11 protein-coding genes are annotated in these 15781 nt (G+C 71.4%); 4 read left to right on the forward strand and 7 right to left on the reverse strand.

Going from position 1 to position 15781, the window contains the following annotated elements; translation table 11 throughout:
- Nucleotides 1–2: 2 nt before the first annotated feature.
- Complete coding sequence (locus tag ACWCRJ_RS26305; protein ID WP_450941605.1) at nucleotides 3–800, reverse strand: hypothetical protein; 798 nt, start codon at nucleotides 798–800, stop codon at nucleotides 3–5.
- Nucleotides 801–1123: 323 nt separating this feature from the next.
- On the opposite strand from ACWCRJ_RS26305, the gene ACWCRJ_RS26310 reads away from it, so the two are divergent.
- From ACWCRJ_RS26310 to ACWCRJ_RS26325, 4 genes are all read left to right on the forward strand, one after another.
- Nucleotides 1124–2416 carry a sensor histidine kinase gene (locus tag ACWCRJ_RS26310; RefSeq protein WP_450941606.1) on the forward strand — a complete coding sequence of 431 codons (1293 nt, stop codon included), beginning with the start codon at nucleotides 1124–1126 and terminating at the stop codon, nucleotides 2414–2416.
- Nucleotides 2413–3063 (forward strand): response regulator, encoded by a 651-nt coding sequence (locus ACWCRJ_RS26315; protein WP_450941607.1) that lies wholly within the window; start codon nucleotides 2413–2415, stop codon nucleotides 3061–3063. The genes ACWCRJ_RS26310 and ACWCRJ_RS26315 overlap by 4 nt, the downstream gene beginning before the upstream one ends.
- Before the next feature lie 169 nt (nucleotides 3064–3232).
- Nucleotides 3233–4000: an ABC transporter ATP-binding protein gene (locus tag ACWCRJ_RS26320; RefSeq protein ID WP_450941608.1), complete on the forward strand. Its 768-nt coding sequence runs from the start codon at nucleotides 3233–3235 to the stop codon at nucleotides 3998–4000.
- Between the two features lie 142 nt (nucleotides 4001–4142).
- The gene (locus ACWCRJ_RS26325; protein WP_450941609.1) at nucleotides 4143–6674 is read left to right on the forward strand and encodes an ABC transporter permease; all 2532 of its coding nucleotides are present in this window, start codon (nucleotides 4143–4145) and stop codon (nucleotides 6672–6674) included.
- A gap of 378 nt (nucleotides 6675–7052) precedes the next feature.
- Here the strand turns inward: ACWCRJ_RS26325 and ACWCRJ_RS26330 are convergent, their stop codons facing one another.
- From ACWCRJ_RS26330 to ACWCRJ_RS26355, 6 genes are all read right to left on the reverse strand, one after another.
- Nucleotides 7053–7664, reverse strand: coding sequence for a hypothetical protein (locus tag ACWCRJ_RS26330; protein WP_450941610.1), 612 nt, complete (start codon nucleotides 7662–7664; stop codon nucleotides 7053–7055).
- Between the two features lie 649 nt (nucleotides 7665–8313).
- Complete coding sequence (locus ACWCRJ_RS26335; RefSeq protein ID WP_450941611.1) at nucleotides 8314–9408, reverse strand: tartrate dehydrogenase; 1095 nt, start codon at nucleotides 9406–9408, stop codon at nucleotides 8314–8316.
- Between the two features lie 112 nt (nucleotides 9409–9520).
- Nucleotides 9521–10420: a LysR family transcriptional regulator gene (locus tag ACWCRJ_RS26340; RefSeq protein WP_450941612.1), complete on the reverse strand. Its 900-nt coding sequence runs from the start codon at nucleotides 10418–10420 to the stop codon at nucleotides 9521–9523.
- Between the two features lie 42 nt (nucleotides 10421–10462).
- The gene (locus ACWCRJ_RS26345; RefSeq protein WP_450941613.1) at nucleotides 10463–11614 is read right to left on the reverse strand and encodes a glycerate kinase; all 1152 of its coding nucleotides are present in this window, start codon (nucleotides 11612–11614) and stop codon (nucleotides 10463–10465) included.
- Nucleotides 11614–13005 (reverse strand): C4-dicarboxylate transporter DctA, encoded by a 1392-nt coding sequence (gene dctA, locus ACWCRJ_RS26350; RefSeq protein WP_450941614.1) that lies wholly within the window; start codon nucleotides 13003–13005, stop codon nucleotides 11614–11616. Before dctA ends, ACWCRJ_RS26345 begins: the two co-directional genes overlap by 1 nt.
- A 608-nt stretch (nucleotides 13006–13613) precedes the next feature.
- Complete coding sequence (locus tag ACWCRJ_RS26355) at nucleotides 13614–15689, reverse strand: SpoIIE family protein phosphatase (RefSeq protein ID WP_450941615.1); 2076 nt, start codon at nucleotides 15687–15689, stop codon at nucleotides 13614–13616.
- Between the last annotated feature and the right edge of the window lie 92 nt (nucleotides 15690–15781).

Consider the following 15781-nt stretch of genomic DNA (forward strand, 5'->3'; position numbering starts at 1 on the left):
AACTAACGGCGGCGGGATGTGCTCTCGTCCGACGAGGACGACGCGTCAAGAATCGTTTCGACCTCGGGTGTGGCCCGCCTTGCCCTGCCCGACCGGACGCGCTTCTCGTGCTGGGCACCGCCGATACGTCCCTGCGGGTAGTCATTGAGGAACTCCGGTGCTTCGTGGGACGGGTTGGCCTGCCGCCGGAGCGCGCTGCGGATGTGCTTGATCGCTCCCGCCTCGCGAACCGCCTCGGCATTGGCGATTCCCATGAGCATCGCCGCTGCCCGGCACTGTTCGTCACTCAGACCTGCGATATCCTCCTCGCTCAACTCCCGCCCCTTCAGCGCTTCGACGAGGGGAAGGAACTGCTCGGCGTCGAGAGTGGGGATCAGGCCGGTGAACTGGCTCTCTTCCTCGCGGACGTAGCGGTCGTCGCCCTGGGTTCCCGGATACTGCTTCTTGTTGGAGCTGATGTACGGAGCCCCGCCGCGCCCGGGGCGCTCGTTGTACGGCCCGAACGCCGTCTCGTGACTGGTGAAGCTCGCTGCCTGCTGCGCACCGCCACGTCCGGTGTCCCGCTCGGCCCAACGTTCCCGGCGAGCGTTGGCTTTGTCACGATCCGCGTCGGTGACCCTCTGCACATACGCGGTGGCGGCTGCGTTCCCGGCCATGCGCTGCACGGCTCGGACGGACGACTGCGTGACCTGACGGTTCCCCAAGAAGCGCGCCGCATCGGCGCTCTGGGCTGTTGAGGTCCGCCGGGGCAGAGGCTTTCCTTCCCGCTCGCCACTCTCTTTCTTCCGGTCGAGACCCATGACGCTGCCGCTCCCTGTAGTGGGGTCGGGAGCAGGGCACAGCACCCCGGCCCCGAACCGTTCCGCCAGTCACTTCGACGGTAGGCGCACGGGAGGCGTCCGTACATGTCCATGAGGGCAGTCCTCCGCCTCATGCGGGCACAACTGGCGCGCGCCGACGCGGTGGTGGATTTGCAGGTGGCCACCGACTTCACGGGCCGCCGGCCGGAAACCGCGCTCAGGGCCATGCGCGCCGCCGAAGCCAGGGACCCGCGCCCATGCCCACCGACCCGCGCGCGGGAGGCAGGCGGCGATCGCCGCCGTAGGTGCGTAGGGTGACGCGGATGCGAATAGGTGTGTCCTCCGGCCGTGCCGGTCACCGAAGTTGGCCGGGGCGGATCCTGATCTCGGCGCTGGGGCTGTTGTTCCTCTTCTCCGTCTTCGAGGACGTACGGGGGCGGATCGTCTTCGACGCGGCCTTCGACAGGGAGGCCTTCGTCGGGGACTGGGTGCCGGTCTGCTCCGGAGCCCTGGCAGGGGCGATGGCCGTGCTGGCCGCGGTGTGCGACTCCCGATGGGTCCCGCGGGCCGCGCTGGTGGCCTGCTTCGGCACCTTCATGGCCACGGTGGCCTACCACCTGCTGCCGGTGAACATGGTGACCAGCGAGAGCAGCGGCAGCGAACTCATGGGCCTGCTGGTCCTCCTCGCCGTGACTGTGCGCCGATGTACGCCCCGGTGGGCCCCGGTGGTCGTGGCGGCCCTGGGCATCAGCGTGTTCTCCGTCCCGGTGCTGCGGGACTCGGATCCCGGTGACTTCTCCGACAGCACCGTGCTGGAACTGGCCCTGGCCTTCGTCTGCGGCCTGGTGCTGCGTCTCCACGACGTTCAACAGGAACGCACCGGACAACTGGTCCGGCAGGAGGAACGGCTCGCGCTCGCCCGCGACCTGCACGACACCGTGGCCCATCAGGTGACCGCGATCGTGGTGCAGCTGCAGGCCCTGCGCCATGTCACCGGCCGGGGCACCCCCGATCCGCGGATGCTGAACGAAATGCTGGAGGCCGTCGAGCACGCGGGCGGCGAGGCGCTGACGTCGATGCGGCGTCTGGTCGGTTCGATGCGCGGTGACGAGGCGCCGCGGCATGCGGAGAACCTCGGCGAGGTGCTGACCCGCATCGTGGACGAGGCGCGGGTGACGGGACTGCCGATCCGGCTGGACCTCGGACAGGGGTTGCCCATGGACGTCCCCGCGGAAGTCACCGGCGGGCTGAGCCGCGTCCTGCAGGAGGCCCTGACCAACGCCCAGCGCTATGCGCGGGGCGCGCGGTCGGTCGACGTGTCCGCCCGGGTCGCGGCTCGCCACGCCGAACTGGTCGTCGAGGACGACGGACAAGGCTCTCCGTCCGGCCCCCGCGGCAGCCTCGGGCGGCTCGGCGGCGGCTTCGGCATCATGGGCATGCGGGAGCGCATCGAACTGCTCGGCGGTGACTTCGAGGCGGGGCACCGGCCCGAAGGCGGGTGGCGTGTCCACGCCTCCGTACCGCTGCACCCCGACGAGGCCGCACGGAACGCCCGTGCACGCGGACGGCACGCCGTACGCTCCGGGGTGCGGCTACGGGAGGGCAGGACGGCATGACCATACGCATCCTGGTCGCTGACGATCAGTATCTGGTACGGGCCGGGTTCCGCATGGTGCTGTCGGCCGAGTCCGACATGGAGGTGGTGGCCGAGGCCGCCGACGGTGCCTCGGCCCTGGCGCTGGCCCGCGAGACGAGGCCGGACGTGTGTCTCGTGGACATCCGGATGCCTCCGCCCGACGGACTGGAAGTCACCCGCCAACTGGCCGGCGGCGGTCGTCCCGGAGCGCCGAAGGTGGTCGTGGTCACCACCTTCGACCTCGACGAATATGTGTATACGGCACTGTCGAACGGAGCGTCTGGCTTCCTCCTCAAGGACGCCGGGCCCGCACTGCTGACCGAGGCCGTCCGGGCGGCGGCCCGCGGGGACGCCATGGTCGCCCCGCAGATCACCCTCCGGCTGCTGCAGCACTTCACCAAGGCACGGCGACGCGGCGCATCCGAGCCGGCCGAACCGTTGACCGACCGCGAGGAGGAGGTCGTCCAGGGCATCGCCCGCGGGCTGACCAACCCGGAGATCGCCGCCGAGCTGTACATCGCGCCCAGCACGGTCAAGACCCATCTGGGGTCGCTACAGGCGAAGTTGGGCCTGCGCAACAGGGTCGAGGTCGCGGCCTGGGCCTTCCGCTCGGGGCGTGCCGAATAGCGTTCGCGCCGTAGGAACCGGCAATCTCCCCCGATCGGGGGATGCGGTGCCGGATGTTCGGGGGATCCGCCGGCGGGTGGCCGAGCGGAAGGCTCATGGAGGTCGCCGTCGGCGGCGACCCCCTCTGCCACGAGGGGCCATCCACATCGAGCGTCCACCGAGGATCGGCATGCACGCACACCTGCCCCCTTCCGCCCTGGAGAGCTACGCGGCCCAGGCAACCGACCTGACGAAGGTGTACGGCACGGGCGACACCCGTGTGGTGGCCCTCGACGCGGTCACGGTCGGCTTCGTCCGGAGCCGGTTCACCGCGATCATGGGCCCCTCCGGATCGGGGAAGTCCACCCTGATGCACTGCATGGCCGGTCTCGACTCACTGTCCTTCGGGTCGGTCCGCCTCGGCGACACGGAGCTCGGCTCCCTGAACGACCGTCAGCTCACCCGGCTGCGCCGCGACCGCATCGGCTTCGTCTTCCAGGCGTTCAACCTGCTGCCCACCCTGAGCGCCGTGGAGAACATCACCCTCCCCATGGACATCGCGGGCCGCAAGCCGGAACGGGCCTGGCTGGAGAGCGTCATCCGGACCGTCGGCCTGGCCGACCGGCTCGACCACCGGCCCGGCCAGCTCTCCGGCGGCCAGCAGCAGCGCGTCGCCGTCGCCCGCGCGCTGGCCGCGCGGCCCGACATCGTCTTCGCCGACGAGCCCACCGGCAACCTGGACTCCCGCAGCGGGGCCGAGATCCTCGAATTCCTGCGCGGCTCCACGAGCGCCCTGGGCCAGACCGTCGTCATGGTCACCCATGACCCCGCCGCCGCGTCCTACGCGGACCGCGTCGTCTTCCTCGCCGACGGGCGCATCGTCGACGAACTCCACGCGCCCACCGCCGAGGCCGTCCTGGAGCGCATGGGCCGCCTGACACCCGCGCACCCGGTCTGACGCTGACGCCACGCCTCGCCTCGCCTCGCCTCGCCTCGCCTCGCCTGCCGTCGGCTCACCGCGCCTGACGCGCGTACGCCCCGCGCCCGGCGCGTCTCCCGCTCCCCGAGCACCCCTCACCGGCACCCCTGGAAGGCCGCCCGTGTTCCGCACCGCCCTGCGCAATGTCCTCGCGCACAAAGCCCGCCTGCTGATGACCATGCTCGCCGTTCTGCTCGGCGTCGCCTTCGTCGTGGGCACCCTCGTCTTCACCGACACCGTCGGCAACGCCTACAAGAAGCGCTACCTCAGCACGCTGCGCGATGTCGCGGTCCAGGCCACCCCACCGTTCGACGAGACATCGGGCGAGCCCGGAACCATTGGGGAGGACACGCTGGGGCGCCTGCGACGGCTGCCCGGCGTGGCGACCGTGACCGGCTCCGTGGAAGGGTTCGCCGCCGTGGCCGCGAAGGACGGCCGCCCCCTCGGCGAGGGCAAGGTGGCGATGGCGGGCAACTACTTCCCCCAGGCCGACGGCAAGGACGACCGCCACCCCCTGACGACCGGACGCGCCCCCACCGGGCCCGACGAGGTGCTGATGGACACCAGCACCGCCGACCAGGGCGGCTACCGGCTGGGCGACACCGTCCGACTGGCCATCGACGGACCCGTGCTGCACAAGAAACTCGTCGGAATCGTCCGCACCGGCGACACCTCGGGCTCCGGCGGCACCTCGGTGTTCTTCGACGACGCCACCGCGCAGAAACTGTTGCTGAGGCCGGGTCGGTACCACGGTGTCTCCCTCGATGCCGCGCGCGGTGCCTCCGCGCAGCGGCTCGCGGCGCAGGCACGCGACCTGCTGCCCGAGGACTCCGAGATCAGCACGGCGGCGCAGGTGCGCGCGCAGCAGCGGGCCGCGGCCGCCGAGGGGGCGGACGCGCTCAGCCAGGTGCTGCTCGTCTTCGCGGCCATCGCCCTGTTCGTCGGCGTCTTCGTCATCGGCAACACCTTCACCATGCTGGTCACCCAGCGTTCGCAGGAGGTGGCCCTGCTGCGGGCCGTCGGCGCCGAACGTCGCCAGGTGACCCGTTCCGTCCTCATCGAGGCCGCGCTGCTGGGGCTGTGCGCGGGGGCCGCGGGGTTCCTCCTCGGGATCGGTGTGGCCCTGGCCATGCGGCAGCTGTTCGCGTCCACCGGATCCGGCGTCCCCGACGGGCCGTTGGTCGTCGCTCCGGGCACCGTGCTGGTCTCGTTCCTGGTGGGCGTCGTCGTCACCATGCTCGCCGCGTATCTGCCGGCCCGCCGTGCCGCCGCCGTGCCTCCCGTGGCCGCCATGTCCGCGCTCCACACACCCCCGCCGGCCCGTAGCCTCCGCAGGCGCAACGCCATCGGTGCCGCCCTGATCGTGATCGGTGTGCTCGGCGTGGTGTTCGCCGCGGGCAGCGGAGAGCAGGGCCGCACCCTCGTCCTTTTCCCGTCCGCCCTGCTGCTCATCGGCCTCATCGTGGTGACCCCGGCGCTCTGCGGACCGGCCATCGCCCTGGCCGTGCCTCTCCTGCGCCGCTTCGGCGTCCCGGGCACGCTGGCCGCGCGGGGCGCCCGCCGCAATCCCCGGCGAACCGCCTCCACGGCCTCGGCCCTGATGATCGGGCTGTCGATGGTCACCGGCCTGACGGTGGTCGCGGTGTCCGCCACGACCTCGCTGCACCAGCGGGCCGAGAACGCCGTCACGGCCGACTTCGAGATCTCGTCGAGGAGAGGCGGCTCCCTGCCCGCGTCGGTCCATGACACCCTGGCGAAGTCCACGGCCGTGACCGCCGCCAGCCCGCTGCGCCAGAGCGCCGTCCGGATCGGCGGCGACGAGGTGAACCTGACCGGTGTGGACGCCCGGAGCATCGGCGCTCTCCTCGACCCCGGCTTCGCATCGGGGTCGCTCGCGGCACTGGGCGCGGGCGGCGGCACGAACCTGCTGATCGACACCTCCACGGCCGACCTCTACGGATGGACCATGGGCCAGCGGCTTCCGGTGGTCTACGGCGACGGCAACCGGGGGACCCTGCGGATCGGCGGCATCTACCGTGGCGACGAGTTCCTCCCGGCCACCATGATGCCGCTCGCCACCCTCCAGCCCCATGTGAAGGAGATCGAGGACACCTCGGTCCTGGTGCACACCGAGGACGGCGACGGCGAGGCGGTACGGCAGTCCCTGCGGCACGCCCTCGACCAGAACCCCCTCATCCGGCTGCGGAACACCGACGACCTGGCCAGGTCCGCCGGCGGTGGGGACATCACCCTGCTCCTGAACATGCTGTACGGGCTGCTGGCCATGGCCGTGGTGATCGCCGTCCTGGGAGTCGTCAACACCCTCGCGATGTCCGTGTTCGAGCGGACCCGTGAGATCGGGATGCTGCGCGCGGTGGGGCTCCAGCCCGAGCAGACCAAGCGGATGATCCACCTGGAGTCCGTCCTCATCTCGCTGTTCGGGGCCCTGCTGGGCATCGGCGCGGGCCTCTTCCTCGGCTGGGCCGCGGGCAGGATGGCCGCCGACAGCATCCAGGGGTACGAGATGGTCGTCCCCTGGGGCCGCATCGCCGTCGCCCTCACGGGCGCCGCACTCGTCGGCGTGGTGGCGGGACTCTGGCCCGCCCGCCGGGCGGCCCGGCTGAACATCCTCACCGCCCTCAAGGCGGACTGAGGCGCGCGGGACAGCTGGCCCGGGCAGCGGTCGGACTGATCCACTCAGGGTCGGCCGCCGCGCGTGCCTCTCGGCGTACTCCAGCGGGCGGTCGGGCCAGCGCGGGCAGATGCCCTCGCCGGGTCGGCCGGGTGTCGCGTGGTGTGAGGGCGGCATCCGGTTCTGGCAGGCCGTCGTGCAGGGGCTGATCTCGGTGGATGCCGCTGCGGGAAACAGGTTCTGTCCGGCCGTGGGGACGTGGTGATTTCGGCATGCCGACGGCGCCGAGCCCCACTCACCCACACCAAGGCCACGGGCTGTCCGAGCCTGCTTCGTACTTCGCGTGTGGCTCGTTCGCGTGGCGGGTCCGGCGGCACCGCGCCTCGGTCTGGCCCGCGGCTATCGGTGACCGTCTCGTTCACGCGCGCTGCGGTGCAGTGCGCGGCGCTGCTTTCCGGGCAGAGTGGCGGCCAGCTCGCCCACCGGGGAGACGTCGTGGCAGGCGCCGTCCCGGCCGCCCCGGCACCACCACACGGGTGGGCCGGCCGCGTCTGCGTCGCCCTCGCACCGGTCGTCGACGGTCCCCGCGGGACGAGGGTGCATTCCGATCTTGTGTTCCCGGCAGACCGGCCAGACCTGCCAGAGCAACTCGGTGATGGTGGCCTGCGCCGCATCCGCGACGACGGTCAGGACCGTCGCCTCATCCTCCGGCTCCGGAGGATCGCCCTCCTCCAGGTCACACGCGTTCACCGCATTACCGTGCCAGCGGCCGTCCGGCATCGCCACGTGGACCTGCCCCCTGTCGCTCACGCCCGGGGGCAGCGGCTGCCAGGACGGGGTGACCATCAGTATCAGAGGGTCCTGGCCCGGCAGGGTGGCCATCAGGTCGCGATTGACCACAGCGAGTGCGGCCTCCAGCTTCGGCCACTGGCCGGGCTCGGCTTGCCAGGGCTCCGGGAGATGCTGCCGGTCATGACCAGGCCCCAGGCTGGAATACGAGAAGTGGTTCACCGGGGCATCGTCGCAGCCATGCCACCGTTCACCACGGGCAGGGGGCGGAACGCCGTTGCCGCCACCGGAGCTTCTTCAGCGCACTCGACGAGGGGCGGGTTCCCTCTTCGCTGGCGACGCGCTCACCAGCGGCGGCACCGTCAGCCACACGCGTGGCCCCCCGGCCGAGGCCGACGTGTTCCTGCAACCGAGAGGTCGGCCTGCCCAGTTGTGGCCGCTGCCGGGACAGGCCGCCGGGTGCGGCCCGAGCCGGCCCGGCGACGGGGTCTCCCTCGACCTCCTCGAAGTGGAGAGCGAATAGAGAGGGAAGGTCTGCTTCCAGCGCTCCGCGGTGGCGTGGTCGGCCCTGAAGCGCGGGAATCCGCCGAGGTTCCCGTTCGGGTACTTCCAGACGGGCTTCAGGCCCGCGCCGGTGGAGTGACGTCCGTACGGACCGACCAACCGTTGGCGGCAGCCCGCTGCTCTCCGGTGGACAGGCGCCAGTTGAGGCCTGTCCACCGGACGTGGACGGCGTCGGCTCGTCGGGGAGCACCCACTTGACGGGCCCGGCGGCCAGTTCGCCTATGCCCGGTGTCGCGCGCTGGGGCAATCGCCGCACGCCGGAATGGGGTTGCCCCTCTGCGCGGCTGCCGCGCGCCCGAAAAGACGGTCAGACGTCGAGTGCGTCGATCAGGGCCTTGGTCACGTCCTCCGTCGTGGCCGTGCCGCCGACATCGCGGGTGAGGACGCCAGCGGCGGTCGTCGCCTCGATCGCCTTCTGCAGGCGCGCCGCCTGCTCCGGCAGGCCGAAGTGCTCCAGCATCAGCGCGGCGCTGCCGACCGCGCCGATGGGGTTGGCCAGGCCCTGCCCCGCGATGTCCGGTGCGGAGCCGTGGACCGGCTCGAACATGCTGGGGAAGCGGCGCTCGGGGTTGAGGTTGGCGCTGGCGGCCAGGCCCAGGCTGCCGGCCAGCGCGCTGCCGAGGTCGGAGAGGATGTCCGCGTTGAGGTTGGAGGCGACGACGACCGAGAGGTCCTCGGGACGCAGGACGAACTTCGCGGACATCGCGTCCACGAGCACGCTCTCGGTCTCCACGTCCGGGTAGTCGGCGGCCACGCGCTTGAAGACGTCGTCCCACAGGACCATGCCGTACTGCTGGGCGTTGCTCTTGGTCACGGAGGAGACCTTCCTGCGGTCCCTGGTGCGGGCCAGGTCGAAGGCGAAGCGCATGATGCGTTCACAGCCCACCTCGGTGAACAGGGCGGACTGTACGGCCACTTCGCCCCCGGGCCCCCGTCCGCCGAGGTTGCGTCCGCCGAGGCCCGCGTACTCCCCCTCGCTGTTCTCGCGGACGACGACCCAGTCCAGGTCCGTGTCGTCGGCCTTGCGCAGCGGGCTCTGGACGCCCGGCAGGAAGTGCACGGGGCGGACGTTGGCCCACTGGTCGAAGTTCTGGCAGATCTTCAGACGCAGGCCCCACAGGCTGATGTGGTCGGGGACGGTGGGCCAGCCGACGGCGCCGAAGTAGATGGCGTCGAAGTCCTTCAACCGCTCCAGACCGTCGTCGTCGATCATCTTGCCGGTGCGCTCGTAGTACTCGCAGCCCCAGGGGAACTCCTCCCAGGCGAAGGCGAAGGGGTCCGCCGAGTTCCGGGAGCCGTCGGCCAGCGCGTCCAGGACGGCCCGCCCGGCGGCGACGACTTCCTTGCCCACCCCGTCGGCGGGGATGGCGGCGATGCGGAACGTGCGGGGTGCGGCTGTCATGGGTGCCTCCGGCTCGCTGTCGTGCGGTCGGTTCGAGTCAACACAGCGGCGCGGTGATGCGTCCAAGACCTGCTTTCGATGGCACGTATAGGCGCAGCCGATCGGTCCCGCGTCAGACGGCGGGTGCCCGCCGACCGGCCAAGGACCTGGTGAGGGCCAGGAACGCCCGCGCGGCCGGCGTGAGGTGCGCCGGCAGGCTGACCATGGCCACGTGGAGGTGCGCGGTGGGCGCCAGCGGTGCCACCACCGCCCCGCAGCGGCGGGCGAGCCGGGTCCAGGACGACGGCAGGACGGCGATCCCGACACCGGTCAGGACCAGCGGCAGGATCGACGTGCGGTGGTCGACGACCGTCACGATCTCCGTGCCGGTGCCGCCCGCGGTGATGTCGTCGACGATGTTGCGCATCAGGCTGCCGGTGCGTGAGGCGATGAGTTTCTGTCCGGCCAGGTCTCGGGGACGGATGGTGACGTCGTCCTCGATCGCCCCGCCGGGCGCCGCGACGACCACGAACGGCTGGTCCTCGACGTGCAGTACGTCCAGGCCGGTCGGGTGCACCGGACTCGCGCTGCCCAGCAGGCCCAGCTCGCAGGCGCCGCTGCGGACCAGCGCGACCACCTCGTCGGGTGTGAAGGCGGCGTGCGTGCTCACGGTCACCGCCGGGTGCAGGTCGGCGAAGCGGTGGATGAGCGTGGTCAGCGGCTCGATGCCGGGCGAGGGCATGGTGGCGACTTCGACCGTGCCACCGTGCAGCCCGGCGAGCGCGGCGGCGGTGTCGCGTACGGCGGCCAGGTCGCGCAGCACGCGCCGGCTCGGCTCCAACAGCTCCCGGCCTGCCTCGCTCAGGACGACGCCCCGGCCCACCCGGTGGAAGAGGGCGACCCCGAGATCGGCCTCCAGGTTGGCCATCGCCTGGGACAGCGACGGCTGGGCGACATGGAGGGCTGCGGCGGCCTTGCTGAAGCCACCGTGCTCGACGATGGCCAGAAAGTACTCCAGTTGCCGGGCGTCCACGGCACCTCCCCGCTCTGTGCTGGTACGACAGGCGGAGCGAGCCTACCCGCCGGCTTCCGTTCCTCCGCGTCCGATCCACCGGGCGGCGAGGCTCCGCCCGCACCGGGCGAGCAGGTGCGCGGACAGGGCACTGTCCCGCGCGCAGTCCTGATCGGTCAGGTCCGTCAGGGCTTGCACGGAACGGAAGTGGGCGGCGGTCCGATCCTCGGGCAGGGTGCAGCGGCCGGCCACCGCGTGCACCGCCACCCCGAGCCGGCCGGCCCGCCGGGCCAGCGCCACGGGCAGCTTGCCCGACAGGGACTGCTCGTCGAGGCTGCCTTCGCCGGTCACGACGAAGTCGCTCGCGGCCAGAAGGCCATCGGCTCCAAGAAGAGTGAGGAAATAGTCGGCGCCCGAGCACGTCCGCCCGCCGAGCAGAATCCCGGCGTATCCCAGTCCGCCGGCCGCGCCCGCACCCGGGGCATCGGCGTATCGCGCGGCCTGCGCTACTCCACCCGCCTCCAGTCGCCGCACGAAGCCGGTGAGCGCGTCGTCCAGTTCCCGCGCCTCGCCCGCGGTCGCCCCTTTCTGAGGGCCGTACACGGCGGCCGTGCCCGTCGTCCCGAGCAGCGGGTTGTCCACATCGGTGGCGAGGACGAGATCGACTCCCGCCAGGGCCTCGCGGGCCTCGGCGAGGTCGGCCGTGCGGAGATCGGCGAGTCCCGCACCGCCCGGTCCGATCGGTGTGCCGTCCTCTCGGGCCAGCCGCGCGCCGAGGGACTGCAACAGGCCCGCTCCGCCGTCGGTGGTGGCGACCCCGCCGAGCGCGAGGACGATCGTGTCCGCGCCGCCTGCCAGTGCGTGACGGAGGGCCTGGCCGATGCCCCGGCTGGTGGCCGTGAGCGGCGCCTTGTGGCCGCCCGGCAGCACGCCGAGTCCGCAGACGGCCGCCGCCTCGATGAGGACGGTACGGCCGTGCACCGCGAGTTCGGCCGTGACAGGCTGCCCGGTCGGGCCGGTCACCGTGACTTTCTCCGGCCTGAACCGGCTCGCGCAGGCGGCGGCCACGCTTCCTTCCCCGCCGTCGGCCAGCGGGAGGCGGGTGACCCGGGCCCGGGGGGCGGCCTCCAGCAGCCCGCGCTCCAGGGCGCGGGCCACCTCGTCGGCACTGAGCGATCCCTTGAACTTGTCAGGGGCGACCAGCACGGACACCATCAGGGCGTCACCTCGGCGGTGTGCGGGGCGCGGGCCGGGGCGACCGGCTGGATCTCTTCGGTCTCGGTCGCCGGCGGCTCCCCCGCCCGGCCGGCCAGCACCGCGCGTGCCCGTTCCAGATCCAGGCCGTTCTCCCACTTGGCGATGAACAGCGTGGCGACGGCGTTGCCGAAGAAGTTCACCAGGGCCCGGCACTCGGACATGAACTTGTCGATGCCGAAGATGAGCATGATGCCCGCCGCAGGGACGGTGCCGACCGTCGAGAGGGTCGCGGTCAAAGCGATGAAACCACCGCCGGCGACGCCCGCCGCACCCTTCGACGTCAGCAACATGACTGCAAGCAGCCCGAGTTGCTGTCCGAGGGAGAGCGAGGTGTCGGTGGCCTGGGCGATGTACAGAGTGGCCAGCGAGAGGTAGATCGCCGCCCCGTCCAGGTTGAAGCTGTACCCGGTCGGCACCACCAGTCCGACCGTGGATCGCTCCGCCCCCATGAACTGCATCTTGCGCATCAGCCCGGGCAGCGCGGGCTCGGCGGTCGAGGTGCCGAGGATCAGCCAGAACTCCTCCTTGAGGTAACGGAAGAGCTGGAAGATGTTCAGCCGCACGTACAGGGCGAGCACACCGCCGAGCACGACCACGACGAACAGCGCCGAGGTGACGTAGAAGAGGAGGATCAGCGAGCCGAGGCTGGTCAGCGTGGACAGGCCGAACTTCCCGATGGCGTACGACATCGCGCCGAAGGCGCCCAGCGGCGCGGCCTTCATGACGAAGGACAGGACCTTGAAGACCACCTCGGTCAGCCGTCCCACGGCCGCGATGATCGGCTCGCCCGGCTTGCCCACCATCTTGATCGCTACGCCGAAGACGACAGCCAGGAAGATGACCTGGAGGATCTTCCCCTCGACGAACGGGCCGAAGAAACTGTTCGGCACGATACCGGTGAGGAACTCCCACCAGTGCTGGTGCTCGCCCTGCTCCACGTACTGGCTCGCGTCGCCCGACGTCCGCAGCGTCGCCGGGTCGGCGTGCACGCCGTCGCCGAGCCGGAAGAGGTTGATCGCCACGAGACCGGTGAGCAGGGCGACGATGGTGCCGACCTGGAAATAGGTCAGCGCTTTGATGCCGGTGCGTCCGACCTTCCTCAGGTCGGCGACTCCGGCGATGCCACCGATGATCGTCAGGAAGACGATCGGACCGATGAGCATCTTCATCGCGGTGATGAACGTCGTGCCGATCGGTTCCATGTCCGTGGCGAGATCCGGCCACCGCCAGCCCAGCACGATGCCGATCACGATCGCCACCAGCACCTGGACGTACAACTGCCGGTACCACGGCCTCGCCGCGATACGCACGGCCTGTTCGTCTCGTCCGGTGCCCGGGGTATGCGTCATTGCAGCCTCCCTGATCGCGCGGCACCGAGCCCGATCGGCGCGCGCCAGCTTGGGCCACAGTGAAACGGGCGACAGGGCAGGGGGTCCACGACCAAAAATCGATGCCCCGTATAGGCCGGGCCTATCGGTGGGGGCGCAGGGCGATGGCATCCGCGCATCTCGGGCGCGGAGCCGCCTGGACCATCCGGCTTCCGCCGGGCCTCATGACATCGCGGCAGCCCGGGTGGCACGACGCGCTCGGCCGGGCGCTCAAGGACGCGGCCGAGAAGTTGGGGGGGCATCGGATGTCCTGGAGTACTCCCCGGTGGGGACACGCGGCTGCACGGTGCTGACCACTCCGACCCGGACCGAACCGGCTCATGTGCAGCACGAGATGGAATTCCAGCTGTACGGGGCGATCGCCGCCACTCGGGCGGTACTGCCCGCGATGCGCGAGGCCGGCGCGGGCACGCTGCTGTACACCACCGGCGCAGGCTCCATCGACCCCGTGCCGCAGGTCGGCAATGTCAACGCCGCCACCGCGGCGCTGCGCACCTGGGCCATCAACCCGCACAAGGAACTCGACGGCACCGGTATCCACGCCGCCCACGTCGGTATCGATGTGACCTTCAGTTCGGCGGGCCGACGCGTCGGGCGAGGAGGAGGGCCACGTCGTCGTCCGGCTGCCGGTTCAGGGTGTCGAGCAGGAGGTCGCAGGTCTCCTCCAGGGGGAGACGGGTGTCGTCCAGCAGGCGGAGCAGGGTGTTCAGGCCGGTGTCGATGGGTTCCGTGCGGCGTTCGACGAGGCCATCGGTGAACAGGGCGAGCAGCGCCCCTTCCGGGAGTTCCCGCTGGTCGGCGGTGAACGGTACTCCTCCCACCCCGAGGGGTACGCCGGCGGCGATGTCGAGGAATACGGCCTTCCCGCCCGGGTCCACCAGTACGGGCGGGAGGTGGCCGGCGCGGGAGACCTCGCATCGGCCGTGCCGGGGGTCGCAGACGACGTAGAGGCAGGTGGCCAGCGTGTCGGGGTCGCCCAGCGAGGCGGCGATGTCGTCGAGGTGGGCCAGCAGCTCCGCCGGCGGCAGGTCGAGCCTGGCGAGGGCGCGGGTGGCGGTGCGAAGCTGCCCCATGATCGCCGCGGCGTGCACGCCTTTGCCCATGACGTCGCCGACGACGAGGCCGACCTTGCCGTTCTTGAGCGGCAGCACGTCGAACCAGTCCCCGCCCACCTCGCTCACCGCGGGAAGATAGCGGGAGGCCACCTCCATGCCGGCGGGGCGCGGTGGTTCCTGGGGGAGGATGCTGCGCTGGAGGGTGAGGGCGGTGGCGCGTTCACGTCCGTACAGCCGGGCGTTGTCGATGCAGATGGCGGCGCGTGCGGCCAGTTCGGTCGCGAGGGTGAGGTCCTGGTCGTCGAACGGCCGGTGGTTGAGCGTCCGGTACAGACTGAGCGTGCCCAACACCTCGCCGCGGGCCACCAGAGGAGCGGCCAGGTAGGAATGGACGCCGGCCCGGCCCAGCCGGTCTGCGGCGGAGTCGTCCCGGGCGATACGCCGCAGTGTCCTGGCGTTCACGTGTCGCAGGAGAATGGGCCGTCCCTCCCGTACGCACTGGGTGATCACCCGTGCCGAGGTGTACGACGCCGGCTCGCCGACCGGGTCAACGGCCTCGAAGGCATGGGTGGGGCGGCCTGCTTTCAGCGCCAGCGCCCGGTAGGCCGGCGGATCGTCCGGTCGTGCCGCGCCCGTGCCGCCGTGGCCGACGACCGAGTCGAGTACGTCGACGGCCGCCAGGTCGGCGAGCTGCGGAACGGTGACATCCGCGAGCTCGCGTGCCGTCTGACGCAGGTCCAGCGTGGTGCCGATGCGAACACCGGCGTCGGCGATCACCGCCAGGCGTTCCCTCGCCTGTACGACCTCGGCGGCCGCCCGCTGCCGCTCGGAGATGTCCAGGATCGCCATCGCCAGGCCCAGCACGCGTCCGCTCGGGTCCTCCAGCCGGTGGTAGGACTCCGAGTAGGCGTGGTCCTGGTTGTCGGCGGCGGTCCGGCCGATCGTCTGCTGGTCCAGCAATGGCTCACCGGTGTCCAGGACCTGCCGCATCCGTGCCTCGATGGCCCGGACGTCGAGCGCCGGCAGTACCTCGGCGACGCGGCGGCCCAGCACGGCCTCCTCGGAGACGCCGTTGATGCGCTGCAGGGACGGATTGACCCGGACCCATCGCAGGTCGGGGTCGAACACCGCGATGCCGACCGGTGACTGGTTGATCAGAATGTGGGAGAGGGCCAGATCCCGCTCCACGTTCCGTACGGTGTCCGCGTCGATGCCGAGGCCCAGGGCGTGGATGTCGCCGCTTGCGTCGCGCAGCTGCATGGTGCGGAATTCCACGCGGCGCGTCGCCCCCCGCTTGTGCCGCATCGGGAAGACGCCCGCCCAGCGGGCCCCGGTGCGTACGCGGCGGAACAGCTCGCGAGCCCGGGACCGGTTCTCCGGGGCCACCAGCAGCGCGCCCGCGTCCTGGCCCAGCGCCTCGGCCGCGGAGTAGCCGAGCAGTGACTCGGCCTCCGGGCTCCACAGCACGATCCGCCCGTCGCTGCCGAGGACCATGGCGGCGACCTTCAGCAGATCGAGCAGCCCACCGGGCGCGGCGGTGACACCGTCCTCCTGCCGACCGCTCCCGGCCCGGCTCTCTCGCTCAGGCATACCGGACACTCCTTCCGGCGGCAGCGCAGGAAAGTGCCTGGGCCTGTTCCGCCGGGCCACGTGTCAGTCATACCTCTGCCCGTGGGGCACCG

The sequence above is a fragment of the Streptomyces sp. NPDC002324 genome, assembly GCF_053593335.1.

Coding starts and splice junctions, on each gene's coding strand:
- ACWCRJ_RS26305 (WP_450941605.1), bottom strand. CDS start 800: ATGGGTCTCGACCGGAAGAAAGAGAGTGGCGAGCGGGAAGGAAAGCCT.
- ACWCRJ_RS26310 (WP_450941606.1), top strand. CDS start 1,124: ATGCGAATAGGTGTGTCCTCCGGCCGTGCCGGTCACCGAAGTTGGCCG.
- ACWCRJ_RS26315 (WP_450941607.1), top strand. CDS start 2,413: ATGACCATACGCATCCTGGTCGCTGACGATCAGTATCTGGTACGGGCC.
- ACWCRJ_RS26320 (WP_450941608.1), top strand. CDS start 3,233: ATGCACGCACACCTGCCCCCTTCCGCCCTGGAGAGCTACGCGGCCCAG.
- ACWCRJ_RS26335 (WP_450941611.1), bottom strand. CDS start 9,408: ATGACAGCCGCACCCCGCACGTTCCGCATCGCCGCCATCCCCGCCGAC.
- ACWCRJ_RS26345 (WP_450941613.1), bottom strand. CDS start 11,614: ATGGTGTCCGTGCTGGTCGCCCCTGACAAGTTCAAGGGATCGCTCAGT.
- dctA (WP_450941614.1), bottom strand. CDS start 13,005: ATGACGCATACCCCGGGCACCGGACGAGACGAACAGGCCGTGCGTATC.
- ACWCRJ_RS26355 (WP_450941615.1), bottom strand. CDS start 15,689: ATGCCTGAGCGAGAGAGCCGGGCCGGGAGCGGTCGGCAGGAGGACGGT.